The following is a 22,756-nucleotide window of genomic DNA, read 5'->3' on the forward strand; positions in this document are numbered from 1 at the left end:
GGGTCGCCGCCTCGTCACCGCCGCCAAGGACTTCCTGCCACCCGGAAAGCGCTTACCTAGGAGCCCGATGTCTCTGGACCACGCAGCCGTGCCCGACCGGATCACCTCGGTCGCGCTGTCGTCGGTGACCCTGCCCCTGCCCACCGGGATCAGCGACGCCAAGGTGTTCACCGGTCGGCAGCGGCCGATGACCGAGGTCGCCTTCCTGTTCGCCGAGATCCGCACCGAGGCCGGGCTGGAGGGCGTCGGCTTCAGCTACTCCAAGCGGGCCGGCGGGCCGGCGCAGTTCGCGCACGCCCGCGAGGTCGCGCCGGACCTGATCGGCGAGGACCCGAACGACATCGGCAGGCTGTGGACGAAGCTGGTGTGGGCGGGCGCGTCGGTCGGGCGCAGCGGCGCGTCCACGCAGGCGCTGGCGGCGTTCGACGTGGCGCTGTGGGACGTCAAGGCGAAGCGCGCGGGCCTGCCGCTGGCCAAGCTGCTCGGTGCCCACCGCGACTCCGTCCGCTGCTACGACACCTCCGGCGGTTTCCTGCACGAGTCCGTCGGGCAGGTCAAGGACAACGCCACCCGCACGCTGGAGTCCGGCGTCGGCGGCATCAAGATCAAGGTCGGGCTTCCGGATCCGGCCGAGGACCTGCGCCGCGTCGCCGCCGTCCGCGAGCACCTCGGTGACGGGGTGCCGTTGATGGTCGACGCCAACCAGCAGTGGGACCGGCCCACCGCGGCCAGGGTCGGCCGGGCGCTGGAGGAGTTCGGGCTGGTGTGGATCGAGGAGCCGCTCGACGCCTACGACGCCGAGGGGCACGCCGAGCTGGCGCGTTCACTGACCACGGCCATCGCCTCCGGTGAGATGCTGACCAGCGTCGCGGAGCACTGCGAGCTGATCCGACTGGGTGCGGTCGACGTCCTGCAACCCGACGCGCCCAGGGTCGGCGGCATCACGCAGTTCCTCAAGCTCGCCACCCTCGCCGACCACCACCACCTCCAGCTCGCGCCGCACTTCGCGATGGAGATCCACGTCCACCTCGCCGCCGCGTACCCGCGCGAGCCGTGGGTCGAGCACTTCGACTGGCTCCACCCGTTGTTCGACGAACGGCTGGAGATTCGCGCCGGCCGGATGCACCTGTCCACCCGCCCCGGCCTGGGCATCACCCTCAGCGACCAGGCCCGCGCCTGGACCGTCGACACCGCCACCGTCACGACTGCCCGCTGACCACTGCGATGCCGCTGCCGTCAGGGCGGCCTGGGAGGTGGGGCCGCCCTGACGGCGAGGGTGTCCGTGGCGCCGGGTGTTCGTCTGCGCCGGCTCCGCGGACGGGGAGGTGGCCCGCGAGGGACCACGGTGGTCCAGTGGCGGTCGACGGCGCTGCTCAGCGCAGCGGGTCGACCTCGCGCAACGCGTCCGGCTGCTTGCCGGTGGCGATCTGCTCGGCCAGCAGCCGCCCGGTGACGGGGCCGTGCGCCAGCCCCCACATGCCGTGCCCGCCGGCGACGTACACGCCGGGTTCGCGCACCGCCCCGATCAGCGGACGACCGTCGGGCGTGACCGGGCGTGGCCCGACCCACACGTCGCGGCGCTGCTCCCAGTCCACGCCGTCGAGCAGCGGACGGGCGGACGCGATGATCGCCTCCAGCCGCGCGACGACGCCGGGCGCGTCCGGGTCGCGGAACTCCATCGTGCCCGCGACCCTCAGCGCGCCCTGGTACGGCGTGCACGCCACCCGCACGTCCGGCAGGTACACCGGACCCGGTACCGGTCGGTCCACGGGCACGGTGAACGAGTAACCGCGTCCGGCCCGGACCGGCACGCGCACACCCCAGCGGGACGCCAGCCGCGACAGCCACGCCCCGGTGGCCACGACCGCGACGTCGGCGGACACGCCTTCACCGCCGCGCGACCGCACCGCGACCCCGTCGCCGTCCCCCCGGACGTCGGCGACCTCGAACAGGCGGATCGCGCCGCCCCTGGCGACGACCGACCGGGCCAACGCCCGCACGAACCCGCCGGGGTCCATGTGCCGCTGGCCGTCGATGCGCACACCGGCGGTCAGCAGCGGTGACGCCGTCGGGACGTGGTCGCGCAGCTCGTCTCCGCCGAGCTCGACGTGGTCGACGGGCTGACCGGCGTCGGCCAACCGGCGCAGTTCCCGCAGCAGGCCCTGCGCCTGGGCGGAGTTCTCGAACGCGGCGGTGATCGGCGCGTCGACCGTGGGCGCGTCCACTCCGTTCGCGGTCAGCACGTCGAACGCCTCGACGCACTCGTCGTTGAGCGGCAGGTTGGCCCGCACCGCGCGGGTCCAGGACGACCACCGGCAGTTCGCGGCGAACCGCGCCAGGAACGCCCACAGCCCCGGATCGGCGGACAGCGGGATGTGCAGCGGCGCGGTCGGGTTCAGCAGCCCTTTCAGGCCGTAGCGCAGCACGGTGGGCTCGTTGAGCGGGATCGCCAGGCCCGGCGCGATCCACCCGGCGTTGCCCCAGGACGCGCCGGCGGCCACACCCGTGCGGTCGACCACGGTCACCTCGACCCCGCGTTCCTGGAGGAACCAGGCCGTCGACAGGCCCACGATGCCCGCGCCGACCACGACCGCCGACCGGGGTCCGCCGGCACTGCGCCCGACGTCGACCATGACTACCTCCACACCAGAGCGGAACCGCTGTCGAAGCCAGCATCGCTCCGGTGCCGAGCCGGGCCGTTGTCCGTTCCCGACAATCCGGTCACGTGGTCTTGTCGGGTCCCGACAGTCAGTCCCCGGCCGCCGCCAGGTCGATGATCATGGCGAGGCGCTTGCGGGCGTCGTCCAGGTCGAGCGCGGTCACCTCGGCCATCTTCCGCAGCCGGTACCGGATGGTATTCGGGTGCACGCCGAGCCGTTCGCCCGCCTGACCGAGGTCGCCCTGGGCCTCCAGCCACGCGCGCAACGTCGGCACGTACTGGGTCGCGTGGTCGGTGTCGTGGCGGCGCAACTCCGCCACCGGACCCCGTGCCGGCGTGCGGCCCGCCCGTGACGCGGCGCGCAGGCGTTGCAGCAGGATGTCGTCCCAGGACTCGTCGTAGGCGGGTGCCACGGTGCCCGGCGGGCGGGCCTCGTGCAGCGCCAGGCACTCGTCGGCCTCCTGCCGGCTGGCGGGCAGGTCCGTCGGGGACGCCGTGCCGCCGACGCCGGCCGTCACCGTCACCTGCGGCGGCAGCGCGGCCCGCAGCTGGTCCACCCACTCCCGCGCGGCCGGCACCTGCTCGCCCGGCATGATCGTGTAGAGCGTGGTGCCGGACAGCGTGCTGCGACCCGGCCGTGACCAGCCGAAACCCGTGGTCGCCCGGTCGAACGCCAGCAACAGGGCGGCGTGCCGCTCGGCGGCGATGTGCGCCCGGACGGCGATGACCCGCAGCGGACCCTGGTGCAGCCCGAGCCGGCTGACCACCGTGGCGGCGTCCGCCGTGCCCTCCAGCAGCCGGATCACCAGCTCCGACTCGACCTGGCGCTCCAGGTCGGCGCTGGCCCGCGACCGCAGCAGGTGCAGCGCCACCGTGCGGGCGCCGTCGGCCAGCGCGGTGCACCGCGCACCGGTCAACGGCGCGCCGGACGTCACCCACACCGACCCCAGCAGCTCCCGGCCCGCCCGCGCCGCGACGACCACCCGCCCGGTCAGGCCGTGCTCGCGGTCCTCCTCGACGAACAGCGGTTCGTCGTGGCTGTCGAGGTGGGCGAACACCCCGCGCCGGTCGAACAGGTCCCGCAGCCGGTCCGGCGCACGCCGACCGAGGATCGTCGCCAACCGGGCCGGGTCGGCGCCCTCCTGCGAGCTGGAGTACGCCAGCACCCGGGACATCCGGTCCTCGATGGTCACCGCGCCGCCGACCGCGCCGGCCAGGCTGTCGGCCAACGCGAACAGGTCCGTCGGGCCGCGACCGGACTCGGTCTCCCGCCCCTCCAGCACCAGCCCGTAGACCACGCCGGCCAGGTGGCTCCACGACACCGCCGGGTCGACCACCATCACCGCGACCCCGGCTTCCTCCCCGGCCGCGGCCGCTGCCCGCTCCACGTCGGCGCCGGCGTGCACCAGCACGACCCGCGCCCGCGCCGCCACCGCCCACGCCACGGCCCGCGTCACCGACTTGGCCCCGACGGCCAGGAACACGTCACCGCCCACGGCCCGGGCGTCGGTCGCCTCGCGCATCACGACGCTGCGCAACTCCGCCGACCGCGACACCGGGCAGCACGCCAACCGCACCCCGTAGCCGCCCAGCACGTTCACCAGGCGGTCCAACTTGACCATGCGCGAAACCCCTGTTCCCGAGCAGACCACCTACCGTAACCGCCGGCCGTGGAACCACTCGCCGGAAATCGGGTCGGGCCGCATTCCCGCCACCGCGGAAATCGACTTACCGGATCGGATTGGCGCGATTGCCGGGCTCGCCGGAATCGCGGCGCCACCGGTGCCCCCGGATGTGGTGAGCGCGGCCCACCGGGGATAATCGGCCCATCGATGTGCGTGAAGGGATGTGGCTCGTAGTGGATCGCTCGACCGAAGCGGACTGGGTTTCGCGGCTCGCGGACGAGGTGGTGGCGGAAGCCGACCGCCGTGCGCCGGGCAAACCCGTCGTGTGTGCCTCGGGGTTGAGCCCGTCCGGCCCGATCCACCTCGGCAACCTGCGCGAGGTGATGACCCCGCACCTCGTCGCGGACGAGATCCGCCGGCGCGGGCGGGAGTGCGAGCACCTGATCTCGTGGGACGACTTCGACCGGTTCCGCAAGGTGCCCGCCGGGATCGACCCGTCCTGGGCCGAGCACATCGGCAAGCCGCTGACCTCCGTGCCCGCGCCGCCCGGCAGCAGCCACCCCAACTGGGCCGAGCACTTCAAGGCGGAGATGATCGAGTCACTGGCGCGGCTCGGCGTCGTCTACCGGGGCATCAGCCAGACCGAGGCCTACACGTCCGGCCGCTACCGGGACCAGGTGCTGCTCGCGATGCGCGAACGGGGCCGCATCGACGGGATCCTCGGGCGCTTCCGCACCAAGAAGAAGCCGGTGGACGCCGAAGCGGGCGACGGTGACCCGGACGGGTCCGACGACACGGCCGGCGCGGGGGCCTACTACCCGTTCAAGCCGTACTGCACGGCCTGCGGGCGCGACACGACCACGATCACGGCCTACGACGACGCGTCGACCGAGATGGCGTACACGTGCGCGTGCGGCCACGGTGAGACGGTGCTGCTGTCGGAGTTCACCAACGGCAAGCTCGTCTGGAAGGTCGACTGGCCGATGCGGTGGGCCTACGAGGGCGTGATGTTCGAGCCGTCGGGCGTCGACCACTCCTCGCCGGGGTCGTCGTTCGAGGTCGGCGGGCACATCGTGCGCGAGGTGTTCGACGGCGTGCGGCCGATCGGCCCGATGTACGCGTTCGTCGGCATCACCGGCATGGCCAAGATGAGCAGTTCGGCCGGCGCGGTGCCGACGCCGGGCGACGCGCTGCGCATCATGGAGCCCGCCGTGCTGCGGTGGCTGTACAGCCGGCGCAAGCCGAACCAGTCGTTCAAGATCGCGTTCGACCAGGAGATCTACCGCCTGTACGACGAGTGGGACGCGCTGGCCCAGCGGGTGGCGCAGGGCACCGCCAACGGGGCCGACGCGACCGCCCACGCACGGGCGATCGGCACCGCCGAGGTCGTGCTGCCGAGCACGCCGCGGCCCGTGCCGTACCGGATGCTGGCCTCGATGGCCGACATCACCACCGGTGACGAGGCCCAGATGCTGCGCATCCTGGGCGGCGTCGACAGCGCCGACCCGATCACCGACCTGGACCAGGTCCGGCCGCGGGTCGACTGCGCGGAGCGGTGGGTCCAGACCTACATGCCCGCCGACCAGCACACCCGCGTGCTGGAGGAGCCGGACGCGGAGCTGCTGGCCTCGCTCGACGAGGAGCAGCGGCACCTGGTCGAGCTGCTGCTGGAGCGGCTGGAGGACGACTGGTCCCTCGACGGCCTCAGCACGCTGGTGTACGGCGTGCCCAAGCTGCACGCCGGGTTGGAGATGGACGCCCAGCCGACGCCGGAGCTGAAGGTGATGCAGCGGTCGTTCTTCGTGCTGCTGTACCGGTCGCTCGTCGGCCGGGACACCGGTCCGCGGCTGCCGACCCTGCTGCTGGCGGTGGGTCCGGACCGGGTGCGCAAGCTCCTGGGCGCCTGAAACCCGGGCCCGGCGCGCACCGCGTGCCGGGCCCGGTCTGTCAGCCCCGGACCGTGGCCGGCCCCAGGTCGTCGGCGCCCGGCCGTCGGCCCCGGGATCGTGCGGCCCGGCTCGTCGGCACCCAGGTCGTCAGACGCTGCGCAGGACCGAGACGACGGCACCCAGCACGACGGCCTCGTCGCCGTCGAGCACCGGGTAGGCCTGGTTGCGCGGTTCGAGGAAGACGTGGCCGTCGCGCCGCCGGAACACCTTGACCGTGGCCTCGCCGTCGATCATCGCGGCGACGATCTGACCCGAGTGGGCTTCCGGCTGCTGCCGCACCACGACGATGTCGCCGTCGCAGATCGCCGCGTCGACCATCGAGTCGCCGCGCACGCGGAGCCCGAAGACGCTGCCGCGCCCGGTCAGCTCGCGCGGCAGCTTCAGGACGTCGTCCACGTGCTCTTCGGCCGCGATGGGACTCCCGGCCGCGATGTGGCCGACCACCGGCACGGTCACCGAGTCGTCGGCGGGCCGATGCGTCGAGGGCTCGTGCAGGAACACCCGCACGTCGATCGGTCGGGACATCGCCGTGCCGCGCCGCAGGAAGCCCTTCTCCTCCAGGCTCGCCAGGTGCTTCGACACCGAGGACGACGACCTCAGGCCGACCGCGTCGCCGATCTCCCGCGTGCTCGGCGAGTACCCGTGCCTGACCACCCAGTCCCGGATCGCGAGCAGGATGCGCTGCTGGCGTTCCGGCAGGGTCGAGGTGTCCAGGTGCTCGAACGCGTCAAGATCGTCGTAGGCGGTCACCGGCGGAATGATAGAGGTGACGCCGGGGCTCAACACACGTGCTTCGACACCAGCACCCGGCGGACCGCCTCGTCCACGCGGGCCTGCGTCAGGGTGCCCGCGGCGACCGCGCGTTCCAGGTGGTCGAGCACCTCACCCACGCGCCCACCGGACGACCACAGGGCGATGTCCGCGCCGGCGGCGAGGGCCTGCGTGACGGCGTCGGGCAGGCCCAGCAGGTCGGTCACCGCGCGCATCGCCCCCAGGTCGTCGGTCATCGCCGGACCGGTGAAGCCGAACTCGCCGCGCAGCAGGGCATAGGCCTCCGGGCTGAGGGTGGCGGGCTTGCCGCCGGTCAGACCGGGTACGTCGATGTGCCCGAGCATCACCACGACTTCACCGAATCGGGCGAGGTGCCGGTACGGGACCAGGTCGGTCCCGCGCAGCGCGTCCAGCGGCGGCGACTGCACCGCGCCGAGGTGGGAGTCACCGCTCGTGTTGCCGTGCCCGGGGAAGTGCTTGACCACCGGCACGACGTCCGCGTCCTGCAAACCCTCGGCGAACGCGAGCGCGTACCCGAGTGCCTTGTCCGGGTCGGGGCTGAACGACCGGTCGCCGATCACCGTGCGGTCGGGTTGGCCGCTGGTGTCGAGGACGGGTGCGAGGTCGGTGGTCACGCCGCGCTCGCGCAGCGCCCGTCCGCGCTCGCGGGCCACGACGCGGACCTGCTCCGGTGACAGGTCGGCCGCCATCCGCCGTGCGCTGGGCATGGAACCGGCGATCGCCTCGATCCGCTGGACCCGGCCGCCCTCGTCGTCCACGGCGACGGTCAGCGGCAGGGTGGACGCGGCGTGCACGGGGGTCAGGGCGTCCGCGCTGAGCAGGCCGACGTGGTCACCGCCGATGAAGATGCCGCCGACCTGCTCGCCCTGGACGACGGCCAGGGCGTCGGCGGGCCCGCGCGGGTCGACGCCGACGACCACCAGCTGGGCGAGCCGCGCCCGCAACGGCAGCGCGGCGATCTTCGCGGCGCAAGGGTCCTCGGGAGGCTTGGGTGGCGAGGGTTCGGCCGACCGCTCGGCCGACGAGGCGGACGGCGGCACGGACGAGGTCGAAGGCTCCGGAGCGGCGGACCCCGCCGTCAGGTGCTCACCGGGCGAGCTGGTCGCCACCGCCATCGCCGCCGCCAGCAGCGCGCCGACCGCCACGAACAGCAGCATCGTGGACGTGCCGGCCCGCCTGCCGCCCGGCCGCGTCACGCGCGACCGCTTCCGGCGTCAGTCGGGCGGACGCGACCGGGGCCGCGGGTGAGTTCGCCCACGTCGACGGGACCGGCGGCCCGGTGGCCCGAGGTCCCGGTCGTACCGGTCGGTACAGATCCCGCGTACAAGATGCTCACTCCCACGTCGTTGCCGGTAGGTGATGGGCTGCTGCCAGGCCGCAGCCACGACCACGGCCGCCGAGCGGCCGGTACGGCATTCCGCGTTCGCGGGGACATCACCCGACATGATATCCGTGGTCGGATGGTACGCGGACAGCCGAGTTGCGCCACTTCCGCAATTCCGAGGTGACCTCGAAAGGGTCGATGGCGATTACCCGGTCCGACGGCAATCGACCGGGTGAACGCGCGGATCACGGTTTAGGGCGGTGAGCGGCGGTCGGCAGCCCGGTTCGTCATCTCCTCGTGCTCGATCCGCGCCCCGGCGGCCGGCGCGCGCGGGCGGCCTCGCCGTCGTGCGGGAGCGGCGACTGTCCGCTCGTGACGGTTGAACACCGACCGCGAGCCGGTGAGGAGGACCGCGGTCGGTGTCCAACCGGCACTGAAGACGGCCGGGATGGCGGTCCACGACGTCCGGGGTGAAATAGCCGGGGGCGATCGGAGGGTCGAACGATCCAGTCGCGCCACGCTCACTGTTCGTCCACACTCGACTACTCGGTCACTGCCGGTTCGGCTACTGACGGTTCCCGCAAGAAGCGGGAATGATCGACTGATCGCCGGGCTCTTTCACCCGTTCAGCGCCATCGGCCCGGTCTGCCGCGGTGCACGGCTCGGCTGCGGGACGCGCCTTCCTGGTCGGCGTCGCTCGACCGTTCGGCGGGATGGACTGCGCGGAACGGCACCCATCATTCTCGAATAGTGCTGTCCTGGTGACGCAGAATTACCCGTGGACCGCGGTCCTGCTAGCGTCAATCGCGGTGAAGAGTTGTTGGGGGCTCTTCGCAAATCGTACTGGGCAACAAATCGCACTGGCCGCTATTCCGGCCCGCTTCGAGCCGAGTCAATCGACGACCCGGCCGCGTGGCGCTGCGCGAGTGACCGACCCGCGCGAAATCCAGGCGAAGGGTGACGACCATGCACGACCCCATCCAGCGCGCCATCTCCATGATGCGCGCCAACTACTCCGAGCCGATCACCTTGCGTGACGTCGCCGGCGCCGCCCTGGTCAGTCCCTACCACTTCTCCCGCATGTTCCACGCCTCGGTGGGCGTGCCGCCGGGCCGGTACCTGACCGCAGTGCGATTATTCGAGGCCAAACGGCTGCTGCTCACCACGTTGATGAACGTCGCGGACATCGTCACCACGATCGGTTACAGCAGCGTGGGCACGTTCACCACCAGGTTCACCCGCAGGGTCGGTGTCTCGCCGACCCAGTACCGCGACCCGGCGGTGACGGGTGTGCTCGCGGCGGCGGTGGTGCCCGACGTCGACAACCCGTCGGCGACGGCCCCGGCGTTCGTGGCCGCTCCCCGGTACGGCGGCAGCGGGGCCAAGGCGGGCACGCTGGTGATCCCGGCGCCGTCCGAGCCGTTGGAGATCGCGGTCGGTCTGATCGAGGACCTCATACCGCGCAGCGCGCCGATGTCCAGCGCGCTCGTCCGCGGTCCGGGGTCGACCGAGCTCGTGGTGAGCGGCTCGGCCGGTCTGTGCGTCGCCGTGGCGGTGCGGGGGAGGAACCCGCTGCCCGGTATGAGGTTCGCGGGCGGTGTGGGCCACCCGGTCACAGTGGGTGCGGGGCAGTCGTTGCGGATCGACGTGCGGTTGCGGGACCGGGCGCCGGCCCGTCCCGAGACTTGGCTGGCCGTGGCGAGGTAGCCGGCGTCCTGGCGTAGTCCGCGTCCGCCCGTCGTCCGAGTGCGCTGTCGTCCGAGTGCCCCGTGGTCCGGGTCCCCGGTCGTACGAGTCCACAGAGGACGGCTCCGCGGACCTACCCCCGACGCAGGTAACCGTGCTCGATGACGCGCCGCGCGGATTCGGCGTACATGCCGGTGTCCGCCGGCGCGAGCGTGCCCAGGCCGTCGACGTACCGGTTGTACATGCAGAACGCCGCCGCGATCAGCACGGTGTCGTGGATCTCGACGTCGGTGGCGCCGTGCTCCCGCGCCGTGTCGACCATGTCCTTGGTGACGTTGCGGCCGGACTCGGCCACCGCGCCCGCGATCCGCAGCAGCGCCCGCAGCTTGTCCGACACCGGCGCGGTGTCGAGGTCCGCCTGGACCTGTTGGACCAGCGTCATGCCGTCGTGGAGCTGGGCGGCGGCGAACGCCGAGTGCGAGTCGCAGCAGAACGTGCAGTCGTTCAGCCCGGAGACGTAGGCGGCGATCAGCTCGCGCTCGCCGGGCGGCAACGAGTTCGGGCCGCGCAGCAGGACTTCGGCCAGCTCGTTGAGCGGCTTGGCGGTCTCGGCCCGGAACCGCAGCGGGCCGGTGATGCCGGGGAACAAGGTCTCGTCCACGCCGAGGTCGATGTGCGCCATGGGTGTCACGCTAGCCGCCCACCCACCACGTCGGCCACCAAGCCGTACGTGATCGAACTCCGACCCGCGCGACCCCGTCCTCGCGCGCCCTCGCGTCCCACCCGCGCCCCGCAGCGCGACCGACCCCGCCGTGGCGAGCACGACGGGGTCGGGGAGAGGGGGAATCGGTCAGCGGGCCTGACCGCGGATCGCGAGGAGGGTCGCGCCCATCGTCCAGCCGAAGATCACGTGGCCGAACAGGCTCACCCACTGCTGGGTGCCGATCACGAACACCATGTCGCCCATCGCCGGGTCGGCCGTCACGCTCAACCACAGCGGCATGACGATCAGGGCGCCGACCAGCCACCAGACGACGCCGAACAGCGCGCTCGCGGCGAAGACCGGCACCGTCTTGTCGGCGAACCGGCCGCTCAGGACACCGAAAAGGCCGCCGACGACGGCCGAGATGACGAGGTGCACCAGGAAGCCGACGACGGCGTTGTCGACGCCTATCAGCATGCCGACCAGGGGCAGCATGCCCATGCCGGCCAACATCAGTCCGAACACGACGCCGCCGGCGAGCCCGGCCGACACCCCGTTCCGGATGCGGGAGTCCGACCCCGTGGTCGTGGGGACAGTGATTGTCGCGGACACGATCAGCTCCTCATGTCAGTGGTGGGACACCAGCCGGTCGACCGGCGGACTTCGGAAGACCCACTGTCCGGTGCCGCACGCCGGCCCCACAACTTCCAGGCTGCCGTTCTGCTTCGACCTTCGGCGGAAGGGCGCCGGTGGCCACGACGGATCGTGGAAGCCGGCACGAGAGGTACCTGGAGCAACTGCGCGAGATCCGCCGCGCCTACCGACCACGCGCCTACTGGCCACGCGCCGACCGACCAGACCTACGCCTACTGACCAGACGTAATCGGTCGCGGAGCCAGGCCGGACAGGTCAGGCTCGGCCCGGTCGGTCAGGCTGCGGGCAGTCGGTCCAGGACCAGGGCGGCGAGGGACTGGGCCGCCGGGCACACGTCGGCCTGCTCCGCGGTCCTCTTCAGGCTGACGGCCATCACCGGCTGGTCGGTGTGCTGGTCGGCGGGCTTGCGCAACGCGATGCGCAGCACGCACAGCCCTTCCTGCGACCGACGCCGCGTCGGGTGACCGTTGATGACGCCCTGCTCGGTCCCCTGCCACATGTCCGCCAAGTGCACCTGGATGATCAGGAACTCGGCCGGCATGCCCTTGGCGTCCACGCTGTCACCCAGCTGCCACGAGCACCGCTTGCCCGGGTCCGTCACCAGGTCCTCCGCGGAGGAGACCTGGGCGGTCGCCGTGATCTCCTGCGACGTCAGCAGCTCGCACACGTCACCGTCGGTGAACCGCTTCGGCGCGGCGGCGTTCAGCTCCTCCGGCCGGGCGCGCTCGGTCGTTGCCGGTGCGGGGCCCCAGGTGGACGGCGCCACCGACGTGGCGGACGGCTCCGTGGTCGTCGCGGTCGTCGTGGGCTCGGGGGTGCCGGTGCACCCGGCGACGAGGAACGCGAACGTCAGCAGTCCCACGGTGGCAGGTCGGGCGCGGAAGGTCACGACGGGCCATGCTACGTCACGGCGAAGTCCGCGGTGGGGATCGCGGCGAAACCGGAGGTAGCCTGAACCGATGGGACAGCACGATGGCCGGCTCGGGTTGGTGGCCGCCATGGTGCGGACCACGTACCTGGTCAACGCCGTCTACGCCCAGTCGGGTCGGGAGCACGGCCTCACCCCGCAGCAAGGGCAGCTCCTCTGCGTGCTGATGGCGCAGCCCTACGGCATGGGCGAGTTGTGCGCGATCCTCGGCCTGGCCAAGTCGAGCCTCACCGGCTTGGTGGACCGCAGCGAGCGCAACGGCCTGGTGCGTCGTGAACCGGACCCCGAGGACACCCGCGCGGTGCGTGTCGCGCTCACACCGCGCGGCAGCGCGCTCGCCGAGGAGTTCCACCACCAGACGTGCCGGCGGATCGACGAGCTGCCGGTCTCGCTCGACGCCGCTGAGCGCGACACGCTCGCCGCGTTGCTCTGCCGTGTGGTGCGGGACAACGAGGTTCCGGCGGTCTTCTTGGAACTGGACGAAGCGGCCCCCTCCGCGCGCAAGCACTAGGAAGAGCACCCGACTCCCGGTCGCACGCGGGACGGAGCGGTGCTTAGTTCGTGGAGCGAACTACTGCGTGTTACCGCCATGACCGCCTCGACTCGACCATGCGGCCCAATCGGCTGCTCCGCGGACGCCGCATTCACGAATGCGGCGTCCGTCCGCATCCGACCCGCCGCAGTTGTTCGTACCACTCAGGGGGTATCGGTGTCCGCGTCCACGGGTTGGCGACCGGAGTGGCCCGCTGTGGTTATGTTGGACTGGAGTGGGATCGGCTCCGTCGGGTGGGCGGACTGATTGCACAGGTCAGCGGCGTGAGGGGGTTTCTTATTTCGATGTCGCCCATCGAATGCGCGGTGGAGATCATTCCCCGTCCGCTGGAATGCGTCTCGCTTGGTGGATCTCTTCGCAGGTGGGGGGCCTGTCCGAAGCCCGTGACAACCTGTCCCGGTCGAAGCGGTGACTCCGGACGTACTTCGAATACACGCGCAACCGCGCGAACGGCCTCGCATTCCATGCGCAGTGGACGGAAACGGTGATGACTGCCACTGTCCCCGTCACGGTGGAACTGCTGGGCCCGGTCCGGGCGTGGCGCGGCGGGGCGGAGGTCGATCTCGGTACCGCCCGGCGGCGCGCCGTGTTCGCCTTGCTCGCACTCCGGGCCGGTCAGGCCGTTTCGAAGGACGAGCTGATCGACGGCGTGTGGGGCGACTCCCCTCCCGCGACGGCCGGCGCCGGGCTGCACACGTACGTGTCCGGGCTGCGCCGGGCGTTGGAACCGGGGCGGGCCAAGCGGTCCAGCGGGGTCGTCCTCACGTCCGCCGGGTCCGGCTACTGCCTGCGCGTGCCGGTGGACGGCGTGGACGTGCACCGGTTCGAACGCCACCGGGAACGGGCCCGGGAGTTGGCCGACCGCGATCCGTCGTTGGCGTTGGCCGAGTTGGACCAGGCGCACGCGTTGTGGCGGGGCGACGCCCTGTCCGGGGTCCCCGGACCGTTCGCCGAGTCGCAGCGGTCGCGGTTGCGCGAGTTGCGGCTCGCGACCGCCGAACGACGGGCCGAGCTGGCGCTGGTCGTCGGGCGGCACGGTGACGTCATCGCGGACCTGGCGGCGTTGACCCGTGAGCACCCGGTGCGGGAGGGCCTGCGCGCGTTGCTGATGACGGCGTTGCAGCGGGCCGGGCGGCAGGCCGAGGCGTTGGAGGTCTACCACGACGCGCGGCGCGTGCTCGTGGAGGAACTGGGTATCGAACCCGGCGCCGCGCTGCGGCAGGCGCACCGGATCGTGTTGGAGGACAAGGCCGACGACGTCCCGGCACCGCGCCGGGTGGGCGCGTCGCCCACGGTCGAGCCCGCGTTGTTCGTCGGGCGGGACGAGGAGTCGGACCTCCTGCGAGGGGCCGTGTCGGACGTGGCGGCCGGGAGGGGCGGCGCGGTCTGGGTCGAAGGTGAGCCGGGCATCGGCAAGTCCGCCCTGCTCGCCACCGGGCTGTCCCGGGCGGTGGAGGCGGGGTGCCGGGTGGCGTGGGCCGCCGGCGACGAGTTCGGGCCACGCACCCCGCTACGGGTGCTCCTCGACTGCCTCGACGTCACCGAGTCGTCCGGTGATCCACGCCGCGCCGCGTTGGCCCGGGCGTTGCGCGGCCCGGTCGACTCGTTCGGCGACCCGGTGCCGGTGGTGATCGAACGACTGCTGGTCTTGGTGGACGAGCTGTGCGCCGAGGCTCCGATGGTGATCGTGGTGGATGACGTCCAGTGGGTGGACGAGGCCAGCGTCCTGATGTGGCACCGCCTCCTGCGAGTGGTGCACCAGCGGGCCCTGCTGCTGGTCGCCGCAGGTCGGCCGGTGCCCCGGCGGGCCGACGTGGAGCAGGTGCGCCGCACGGTCGTCGGCTCCGGTGGCCGGATCGTCGAACTCCGTCCGTTGTCGGACGACTCCGTGACCGCGATGCTGACCGGGCTCGTCGGCGCGCCTCCCGCTCGGAGCCTGCGCGCGCTCGTCGGCCTGGCCACCGGGAACCCCTTGTACACCAGGGACTTGATCGACGTATTGCTGCGCGAGGGCGCGGTCCGCGTGGTCGACGGGCTGGCCGAGGCGACCTCGTGCGCCGATCCGGAGATGCCCCGCTCGCTGGTGTCCGTCATGGGCCGCAGGCTGGGCTTCCTGTCCCCGGCCACCACGGACGTGCTGCGCTCGGCGGCGTTGCTGGGCGACGAGTTCGCCCTGGGGGACGCCGCGACCGCGCTGCGCCGCACGTCCTCGGACCTGGTCGCCGCCGTGGAAGAGGCGACGGCCGCCGGTGTGCTGGACGACGGCGGGCCGAAGCTGGCGTTCCGCCACCCGCTGATCCGGCAGGCGCTCTACCTGTCCGTGCCCGCCGGCGTCCGAGCGGCGCTGCACCGCCAGGCCGCCGGTGCGCTGGCCGAGGCCGGTGCGCCGGCGGAACTGGTCGTCGGACAGCTCGCCGCGGCGCCCGGCGCGGTGGACGAGTGGGCCGCCGACTGGCTGGCGGAGCACGCGGCGGCGCTGGCGAGGAGGTCGCCGGACCCGACCGTCGGACTGCTCCGAGCCGTGCTCGCCGAGTCCACCGTGGACGCGGAACACCGTGAACGGCTGGCCGCGCTGCTGGCGAGCCTGATGTTCTGGCTGGGCCGACCGCCCCAGGCTGCGGCGAGGTACGTGCTGGCCCGCACGAGGGACCCGGACCGGGCCGCCGGGATGCGCTGGATCCTCGCCTACACCCGGTACCGGGACGGCCAGGTGACGGAGGCGGTCGACGCGTTGCGCACGGCCGTGGAGGACGAGGTGACGCCGCCGTTGTGGCGGGCGCGGCTGGAGTCATTGCTGGCGGTGGTGCAGCGGGACGGCCTCAACGACGTCGTCGCCGCCGAAGAGACGGCTCACCGTGCGTTGCGACGGGGCGAAGAGCTGCACGACGACTTCGCCACCGCCCACGCGCTGCAAGGGCTGTGGCAGGTCAGCACGGTCCGCCGTGATCACGGGCAGGCGTTGGAGCGGGTCGACCGTGCGCTGCACGTGGCCGACGGAGGCCCGGACTTCAGCACGTTGCGGCTCGGCCTGCTGGACAACAAGGCGTTCACGCTGCAGAGCCTGGACCGCCTGGACGAGGCCGACGACGTGCTGCGCGCGGCCCGTGAGCTGGCCAGGTCCGGCGGCGCCGGCCCGCACATCACCACCGCCGTGCAGGACTACTGGCGTGGCCGGTGGGACCGGGCGCTGGCCGAGGCGGACGTCCTGCGTGAAGATCCGGGCAGCACCGCCTACGGGTTGCGCGAGCGCGGACCGGTGCTGCTCGTGCGCGGAGTGGCGGCGCTGATCGCCGCCCGACGAGGACGGACGCGACTCGCCGAGGAACACCTCCGTGCCGCCGCCGAGCAGCCGCCGGCCGTCCCCGCCGACCGGGAGAACGGCGACTTCCTGCTGGTCGCGCGAGCGGTGCTGGCCGAGCGGGCCGGACGGCCCGACGAGGCGTTCGCCATCGTGGATCCGCTGGTGACGGCGATGCCCGGTCACATGGTGCTCCGGCACCAGTGGCTGCCCGACGTGGCGCGACTGGCCGTCCGGACCGGGCGGCGGGACGTGGCCGAGCGGGCGTTGGCCGGGTGCGTCGAGGAAGCCGCGTGGGAACGGGTTCCCGGCCGGGCCTTCGCCGCCGAGGCCCGTTGTCGCGGGCTCGTGGAGGGAGACCCGGCGCCGGTGCTCGACGCGGTGGCGCGGTACCGGGCAGTGGGGCGGCCGGTGGAGCTGGCGGAGGCGTTGGAGGACGCGGCGGTGCTGTTGGCGGCACGCGGTGACCGTGCCGGCGGCGACGCGGCGCTCCGAGAGGCGTTGGCGGGGTACGGCGGCTTGGGCGCGGTGCACGACGTGCAGCGGGCGCAGGAGCGGATGCGTGATCCCCTCGGTGGGGGTTCGGACGAGAGGTGGATCGCGGGATGACGGGCGCGTTGCGGGTCGAGCTGCTGGGCACGGTGCGCGCCTGGTCGGGCGAGCGGGAGGTCGCCCTGGGCTCGTCGAGACCGCGTGCGCTGTTCGCGATGCTGGCGTTGCGCTCGGGCGGCGTGGGGCGTGACGAGCTGGTGGCCGGAGTGTGGGGGACCGACGCGCCGCCGACGGCCGAGGGCAGCGTCCACACGTACGTCTCGACGGTGCGCAAGGCGCTGGAACCGGACCGGCCGCGCGGCACCCCGTCCCGCCTGCTGGTGTCGGTGGGCTCCGGGTACCGGCTGCTGGTGGGCGGCGGGCTGGACGTGGCCCGGTTCGAGTCGTTGCGCGACCAGGCCCGGCGGCTGCTGGTGGACGGTGACCCCGAGGCTGCTCGGCGTTGCCTGGACGAGGCGTTGGCGCTGTGGCGCGGCGAGGCGCTGGCGGGGCTGACCGGTCCGTTCGCCGAGGCGCAGCGGCGCAGGCTCGGCGAGGCGCGCACCACCGCCCGGGAGCTGCGGGCGGAGGCGGCGCTGGCGTCCGGTGCGCACGCGGAGGTCGTGGCGGAGCTGGCGGCCCTCGTCGCGGAGGAGCCGTTGCGGGAACGGGCGCGGGAGCTGCTGATGCTGGCGTTGCACCGGTCCGGGCGCAGCGCGGAGGCGCTGGAGGTGTTCCGGGACGCGCGCCGGGTGCTGGTGGCGGAGCTGGAGGTCGAGCCGGGGCAGCGGCTGCGTGCCGCGCACGAGCGCATCCTGAGCGGCACGGACCTGGAGACGGTGAAGCCGGCGCGACCGTCCTCCGTGGAGCCCGTTGGTCCGCTGCTCGACGCCGAACTGGTCGGGCGGGACGTGGAGCTGGCAGCGGTGCGGCGACTGGTCGACGACGTCACCACCGGCGCCGGTCGGTTGCTGTGGGTCGAGGGCGAGATGGGCATCGGCAAGTCGGCGCTGGTCTCGGCGGTGCTGGCGCAGGCCGCCCGCGCCGGGCACCGGATCGCCCACGCGGTGGCCGACGAGCTGGGCAGCCGGTTCCCGCTGCGGCTTGCCTTGGACTGCCTGGGCGTCGACACGCACTCGCCGGACCCCCGGCGTGCGGCGACGGCGCGGGCGCTGCGCCAGGAACGGCCCGCCGGGTCGATCTTCGCCGACGCCGACCCGGTGTTCGGCGCGGTCGACCGGCTGGTGGCCCTGGTGGAGCAGCTGTGCGCGGACGGGCCGCTGGTGTTCGCCCTGGACGACCTCCAGTGGTCCGACGAGACCAGCACGCAGGTGTGGCACCGGCTGACGACCGTGGCACGGCGGCTGCCGTTGCTGCTGGTCGGCGCGGCCCGGCCGGTGCCGTACCGGGCGGAGGTCGCCCGTCTGCGCCGGGACGTGGAATCCGGTGGGGGTGCGGTGCTGGACCTGGCGCCGTTGGCGGACACGGAGGTGGCGGGGCTGGTCGGACGGCTCGTGGGCGCGTCGCCCGGCCCCGGGCTGCGCCGGATCGCGGCACGTGCCGGCGGCAATCCGCTGTACGTGCGTGAAGTCGCCGACGCGCTCGTCCGTGAACGCGTCGTGGAAGTCGACACCGGGGTCGCGGACGTCGCCGTGCACGCGCTGGACCGGGTGCCGGTGTCGCTGGTGTCCGCGGTGACCGGTCGGCTGGACTTCCTGTCCGACCCGACCCGCGAGGTGCTGCGGTGGTCCGCCCTGCTCGGCGGCGAGTTCGTGGTGAGCGACCTGTCGGTGGTGCTGGGCACGCCGGTGTTCGACCTCGCCGCGCGGCTGGAGGAGGCCATCGCGGCGGGTGTGCTGAGGGACGCCGGTCCCCGGATGGCGTTCCGGCACCCGCTCATCCGGCAGGCCCTGTACGAGGGGACGCCCGCTTCTCTGCGGACGGCGCTGCACCAGCAGGCCGCGCAGGCGTTGGCGGCGTCCGGTGCGCCTGTGGACCACGTGGCGGAGCAGTTGCTGGCTGCGGCCGGCGAGGTCGGCTCCTGGGTGGTGGACTGGCTGGTCGCGCAGGCGCCCGCGCTGGTCTACCGGGCGCCGTTGGTGGCGGTCGAGCTGTTGCAGCGGTGCATCGGGTCGTCCGTGGCGCGGGACGAGAATGACGCGACGTTGATGGCGCACCTGAGCAGTGCCTTGTTCCGGATCGGGCGCGACGCGGAGGCCGAGGAGCACGCGCGCCGGGCGTTGCCGCGGTTGCGCTCGCCGGATCTGATCGCGGAGGTTCGGTGGACGCTCGCCTACATGCCGTACCGGGGGGCGCGGGCGGAGGAGGCGGTGGCGGCGTCGCGGGAAGCTTTGGCGGATCCGGTGCTGTCGGACATGTGGCGGGCTCGGCTGTTGTCGCTGCTGGCTCTGGTGCAGCGGGCGGGGGTCGGCGAGCTGGACGGCGCGGAGGTCAGTGCGCGTGCGGCGATCGAGGCGGGGGAGAGGGCCGCCGATCCGTTCGCCATCGGCCAGGCGTTGGAGGTGCTGTGGCAGGTGGAGGCCGTCCGCCGCGACTACCCGCGTGCGGTGGCGTACCTCGACCAGGCGTTGGACGTGGTGGGCACTGATGTGAGCTTGACCGACCTGCGGTTGTTGTTGCTGGACAACCGGATCTTCACGTTGCAGTGCCTGGACCGGCTGGACGAGGCGACGTCGAGTCTGCGCGCGGCGTTCGAACTGGCCGGGCGCGGCACGCCGGTGGCGGGCCTGCACCTGGCTGCCGCCGTGCACCAGTTCTGGCTCGGTGGGTGGGACGAGGCGGTGGCGGGGCTGGAGGCGGTGGTCGGCGATCCGGAGTTCACCGGCTTCGGGCTGAGGGAGGGCGGTCCGGTGCTGCTGCAAGGCGTGGCGGCTCTGATCGCGGCGCACCGGGACGACGGGGTGGCGCTCGCCCGCCACCTGGAGACCGGCCTCACGTTGCCGTTGGTGACGGAGGCGTATCGGGAGAACTGCGATTTCCTGGTGGCGGCGCAGGCGATGGCGGCGGCGCGCGAGGGGGATCACGCGGGTGCGGTGGCGGTGCTGGGCACGATCCTCGACACGCGGTACGCGGACATGATGCTGCGGCACCAGTGGCTGCCGGAGTTGGTGCGGCAGGCTTTGGCGTGCGGTGACCTGGCCACGGCTAGGGCGGCGGTGGAAGCGGTCGAGGCGGAGGCGGGGCGGGAGACGAAGGAGGCGCGGGCGTCGGCTGCGGCGCGGCGGTGCCGGAGCGTGCTGGCGGCGGACCCGGAGGGCTTGGCACCGGTCGTCGGGCACTACCGGGCGGTGGGGCGGACGTTCGAGTTGGCGCAGACGTTGGAGGACCAGGCGGTTCTGCTGGCCCGGCGGGGCCAGGTGGCGGAGGCCGAGGGCGTCCTCGGTGAGGCAACCGGCCTCTACCGCGGTTTCGGCGCACTCTGGGACATCCGCCGAGCCGCCGCTCGCGTGGCGGAGGCCCGCTGAGCCGGCGGTGGTGGGGTCGCGCTGGGCCGGCGGTGGTGGGGTCGCGGGAGAGTCGCGCGGATCGCGAGAGTGCGTCGGGCGCTTGGGTGGTGGGAGCGGGTTGGGGAGTGCGTGCCGGAGCGTGTTGGCGGTGCACCGTTCCTGAGGGTGGACCCGTTCGGGGCCGTGTTCGGGGCCGTGGCGGGAGCCCGTTTGGGGTGCATCCGTGGCGGCTGACTCCATCCGGGCCATCCGGGCTCTGGGTCGTCCTGGTCGTCCGGGGTCGACCGTGGTGGAGGTGTCCGGCCCGTGGCGGCGGGACGGGGGTCGGTCCGGTTGTGGGGCTACCACTGTCCCGGCCGTGGTGCCGTACCTTCTTCTTTCTGGCAACACATCCGGGATTACCCTTCATCCCCGGTGCCGGCTCCCCTTTCGGGTGATCTCGGCAGCGCCCGGGGGTTGGTCAGCCATGAACGCCCGATCACTCGTCGTGCCGGAGCGTTGATGACGCCGTCGTCGGACATCACCCACGGTTCCTCGACTCGCGGGCGGCGGGTGGGGTGGGGTGTGCGGTCCTTGGCTCGGATGCCCCGCAGCGCCAAGTCGACCACGTGGCGCAGTGCGGCACCGTCCTCCCTGGTCACGGCCTCGGGCTTGGTCATGTCAGATCATCCCCTTCCGAAGGGCGTAGGCCACCGCATGCGGCCGGTTGCGGAGGTTCAGCCTGGTCGTGATCCCGTAGAACACGTTCTTGATCGTCCGCTCCGAGTACGACAGCCGGCCCGCGATCTCCGCCGTGTCCAACCCGTCGGCCATCAGCCTCAGCACGTCGGCCTCGCGGAGGGACAGCCGGTCAGGACCACCCTCCGGCGCCAACACCTGCTGCTGCAACCGCTGCACGTGCCGGAGGAGCTCGGCCACCATGGTCGGCGGCATCACACCGCCACCCGCCGCCGCCGACAGCACACTGCGCAACACCACCTGATCGGTCACCGTGCCGCGCGGCAGGACCGCCACGATCCGGCACTCCACCGCCGTGAGCACGTCCGCCTCGCCGACCTCGTCGACGATCAGCACCACCGGCGCACCCACGTGCGCGGCGGCGCGGCGCAGCCGTGCCACGACTTCGGTGGTCAGCCTGGTGACCGCCACCACCACGACGTCCGGCTTCTCGTGCTGGGCGCTCTCCAACACCCGCACGTCGGGCCTCGACCCGAGATACGTGATCAGACCCGTCATGCTCAGGTGATCCGCCGCCTGGACGACGACCCGGACTTCCTCCACCGCTGCCTCCCACGTTCTCGGTTTGCAGAACCGAGTCTGTGATCTGCGGCTTCACGCGGTCTCAAAGGCGTCTACAAGAATTCTTCACGATCGCCGGCCGCCGTGAAGAACCTCGGAGAACCGTGGGGAATCGCCGAGGACCGTGAACAACGGCGAGGGCGCGACACCGAACTCAACACCGGGGGCCGCTCCCGGTCAAGGGGTTGGCCGGCACGCGCATCCAGTGCTCGTGCACCGACAGCAGGATGTCGGCCAGCCCGTGCACCGGCTCCCAACCCGGGTAGTCGCGCCGGAACTTGCGGGTGTCGGTGATCCACCAGCGCACGTCGGCGAACCGGTGCTCCGGCGTGTACTCGAACGGCACCTCGCCGCCGGTCACGTACTCGTACTGCGCGATCAGCTCCAGCAGCGACGCGCCCCGCTCCCGCCCACCACCCGCGTGGTAGACCTCGCCGGGCCTCGGCTCCAGGTAGAAGTGCCAGAACATCTCCACCAGGTCCCGCGCGTCCAGCACGTCCCGCACCTGCTTGCCCCCGTGCCCGATGACCGGGAACGGTGCACCGCGCACGGCCGAACGCACCAGGTGCGACAGGAAGCCGTCCTGCGACACGCCCGAGTGCCGCGCACCGGTCACGCTCCCGCACCGGAACACGCCGACCCGCAGCCCGAACCCGCTCGCGTACGACCGCGCGGCGAGGTCGGCGGCCAGCTTCGACACCCCGAAGAACGTCCGGTTCACGCGGTCCACGCGGATCGACTCGTCGACACCGTGCTCGTGGTACGGGTGCGAGGGGTCGACCTCCCACCTCGTCGCCGTCTCCAGCAGCGGCAGGGAGTCGGACGCGTCGCCGTGCACCTTCGTGGTGGAGGTGAGCACGACGACCGCATCCGGGCACCGCGTCCGGACCGCCTCCAACAGGTTCATCGTGCCGACCGCGTTGACGTTCAGGTCCACCAGCGGCCGGGTGGCCGCCCAGCCGTCGCTGGGCTGCCCGGCCGCGTGCACGACCAGCCGCACGTCCGTGCCGTACTCGCCGAACACGCTGCTGAGCGCGTCGAGGTCGCGCACGTCCGCCCGGTGGTGCCGGTAGTTCGGGATGCGCTCGACGTCCGCCAGGTTGTCCGCGACCGACCCGGCGACGCCGAAGAACTCCCGGCGCATCCCGTTGTCCACTCCCACGACGAGGTCGAACCGCGCCGCGAACGCCCGCACGGCCTCGCCCCCGACCAAGCCCGCCGAGCCGGTGACCACTGCCACGTCCATGTACCGCTCCTCGTCTGTCTGCAATGGACAACCCGGAGCCCG

General features: G+C 72.7%; 16 protein-coding genes. 6 read left to right on the forward strand and 10 right to left on the reverse strand.

Annotated elements, in window-relative coordinates; all coding sequences use genetic code 11:
• Window positions 1-67: 67 nt before the first annotated feature.
• Window positions 68-1,216, forward strand: coding sequence for an L-talarate/galactarate dehydratase (locus ACRAKI_RS16245; protein WP_447007924.1), 1,149 nt, complete (start codon window positions 68-70; stop codon window positions 1,214-1,216).
• Between the two features lie 157 nt (window positions 1,217-1,373).
• On the opposite strand, the gene ACRAKI_RS16250 is transcribed toward ACRAKI_RS16245, so the two are convergent.
• Entirely contained in the window at window positions 1,374-2,633 is a 1,260-nt protein-coding gene (locus ACRAKI_RS16250) for an NAD(P)/FAD-dependent oxidoreductase (RefSeq protein WP_447007925.1), read from the reverse strand.
• A gap of 115 nt (window positions 2,634-2,748) precedes the next feature.
• Window positions 2,749-4,281 carry a PucR family transcriptional regulator gene (locus ACRAKI_RS16255; RefSeq protein WP_447007926.1) on the reverse strand — a complete coding sequence of 511 codons (1,533 nt, stop codon included), beginning with the start codon at window positions 4,279-4,281 and terminating at the stop codon, window positions 2,749-2,751.
• Between the two features lie 236 nt (window positions 4,282-4,517).
• Between ACRAKI_RS16255 and lysS the strand changes: the two genes are divergently transcribed.
• Window positions 4,518-6,191, forward strand: a complete 1,674-nt coding sequence (lysS, locus tag ACRAKI_RS16260) for a lysine--tRNA ligase (RefSeq protein WP_447007927.1) — start codon at window positions 4,518-4,520, stop codon at window positions 6,189-6,191.
• Window positions 6,192-6,320: 129 nt separating this feature from the next.
• On the opposite strand, the gene lexA is transcribed toward lysS, so the two are convergent.
• Together lexA and ACRAKI_RS16270 are read right to left on the reverse strand one after the other, a co-directional pair.
• Entirely contained in the window at window positions 6,321-6,983 is a 663-nt protein-coding gene (lexA, locus tag ACRAKI_RS16265) for a transcriptional repressor LexA (protein WP_447007928.1), read from the reverse strand.
• Between the two features lie 29 nt (window positions 6,984-7,012).
• The gene (locus ACRAKI_RS16270; protein WP_447008434.1) at window positions 7,013-8,182 is read right to left on the reverse strand and encodes a glycoside hydrolase family 3 N-terminal domain-containing protein; all 1,170 of its coding nucleotides are present in this window, start codon (window positions 8,180-8,182) and stop codon (window positions 7,013-7,015) included.
• 1,133 nt (window positions 8,183-9,315) lie between these two features.
• On the opposite strand from ACRAKI_RS16270, the gene ACRAKI_RS16275 reads away from it, so the two are divergent.
• Entirely contained in the window at window positions 9,316-10,056 is a 741-nt protein-coding gene (locus ACRAKI_RS16275) for a helix-turn-helix transcriptional regulator (RefSeq protein ID WP_447007929.1), read from the forward strand.
• A 112-nt stretch (window positions 10,057-10,168) separates the two neighbouring features.
• Here ACRAKI_RS16275 and ACRAKI_RS16280 read toward each other — a convergent pair whose 3' ends face one another.
• From ACRAKI_RS16280 to ACRAKI_RS16290, 3 genes are all read right to left on the reverse strand, one after another.
• Window positions 10,169-10,717 carry a carboxymuconolactone decarboxylase family protein gene (locus ACRAKI_RS16280; protein ID WP_447007930.1) on the reverse strand — a complete coding sequence of 183 codons (549 nt, stop codon included), beginning with the start codon at window positions 10,715-10,717 and terminating at the stop codon, window positions 10,169-10,171.
• Window positions 10,718-10,885: 168 nt separating this feature from the next.
• Window positions 10,886-11,350, reverse strand: a complete 465-nt coding sequence (locus tag ACRAKI_RS16285) for a hypothetical protein (protein ID WP_447007931.1) — start codon at window positions 11,348-11,350, stop codon at window positions 10,886-10,888.
• A 316-nt stretch (window positions 11,351-11,666) separates the two neighbouring features.
• Window positions 11,667-12,281 carry a hypothetical protein gene (locus ACRAKI_RS16290; protein ID WP_447007932.1) on the reverse strand — a complete coding sequence of 205 codons (615 nt, stop codon included), beginning with the start codon at window positions 12,279-12,281 and terminating at the stop codon, window positions 11,667-11,669.
• A 70-nt stretch (window positions 12,282-12,351) separates the two neighbouring features.
• Between ACRAKI_RS16290 and ACRAKI_RS16295 the strand changes: the two genes are divergently transcribed.
• The 3 genes from ACRAKI_RS16295 to ACRAKI_RS16305 all read left to right on the forward strand — a co-directional run bounded on the left by ACRAKI_RS16295 (window position 12,352) and on the right by ACRAKI_RS16305 (window position 20,187).
• Window positions 12,352-12,831: a MarR family winged helix-turn-helix transcriptional regulator gene (locus ACRAKI_RS16295; RefSeq protein ID WP_447007933.1), complete on the forward strand. Its 480-nt coding sequence runs from the start codon at window positions 12,352-12,354 to the stop codon at window positions 12,829-12,831.
• 529 nt (window positions 12,832-13,360) lie between these two features.
• Window positions 13,361-16,780: a BTAD domain-containing putative transcriptional regulator gene (locus tag ACRAKI_RS16300; RefSeq protein ID WP_447007934.1), complete on the forward strand. Its 3,420-nt coding sequence runs from the start codon at window positions 13,361-13,363 to the stop codon at window positions 16,778-16,780.
• On the forward strand, window positions 16,777-20,187 hold the full coding sequence (locus ACRAKI_RS16305) for a BTAD domain-containing putative transcriptional regulator (RefSeq protein ID WP_447007935.1): 3,411 nt from the start codon (window positions 16,777-16,779) through the stop codon (window positions 20,185-20,187). The genes ACRAKI_RS16300 and ACRAKI_RS16305 overlap by 4 nt, the downstream gene beginning before the upstream one ends.
• A gap of 380 nt (window positions 20,188-20,567) precedes the next feature.
• Here ACRAKI_RS16305 and ACRAKI_RS16310 read toward each other — a convergent pair whose 3' ends face one another.
• The 3 genes from ACRAKI_RS16310 to ACRAKI_RS16320 form a co-directional block, all read right to left on the reverse strand.
• Window positions 20,568-20,828, reverse strand: a complete 261-nt coding sequence (locus tag ACRAKI_RS16310; protein ID WP_447007936.1) for a hypothetical protein — start codon at window positions 20,826-20,828, stop codon at window positions 20,568-20,570.
• A gap of 1 nt (window position 20,829) precedes the next feature.
• Window positions 20,830-21,450, reverse strand: coding sequence for a helix-turn-helix transcriptional regulator (locus tag ACRAKI_RS16315; RefSeq protein WP_447007937.1), 621 nt, complete (start codon window positions 21,448-21,450; stop codon window positions 20,830-20,832).
• A 172-nt stretch (window positions 21,451-21,622) separates the two neighbouring features.
• Complete coding sequence (locus ACRAKI_RS16320; RefSeq protein WP_447007938.1) at window positions 21,623-22,714, reverse strand: NAD-dependent epimerase/dehydratase family protein; 1,092 nt, start codon at window positions 22,712-22,714, stop codon at window positions 21,623-21,625.
• Between the last annotated feature and the right edge of the window lie 42 nt (window positions 22,715-22,756).

This window comes from Saccharothrix isguenensis, from assembly GCF_052936305.1.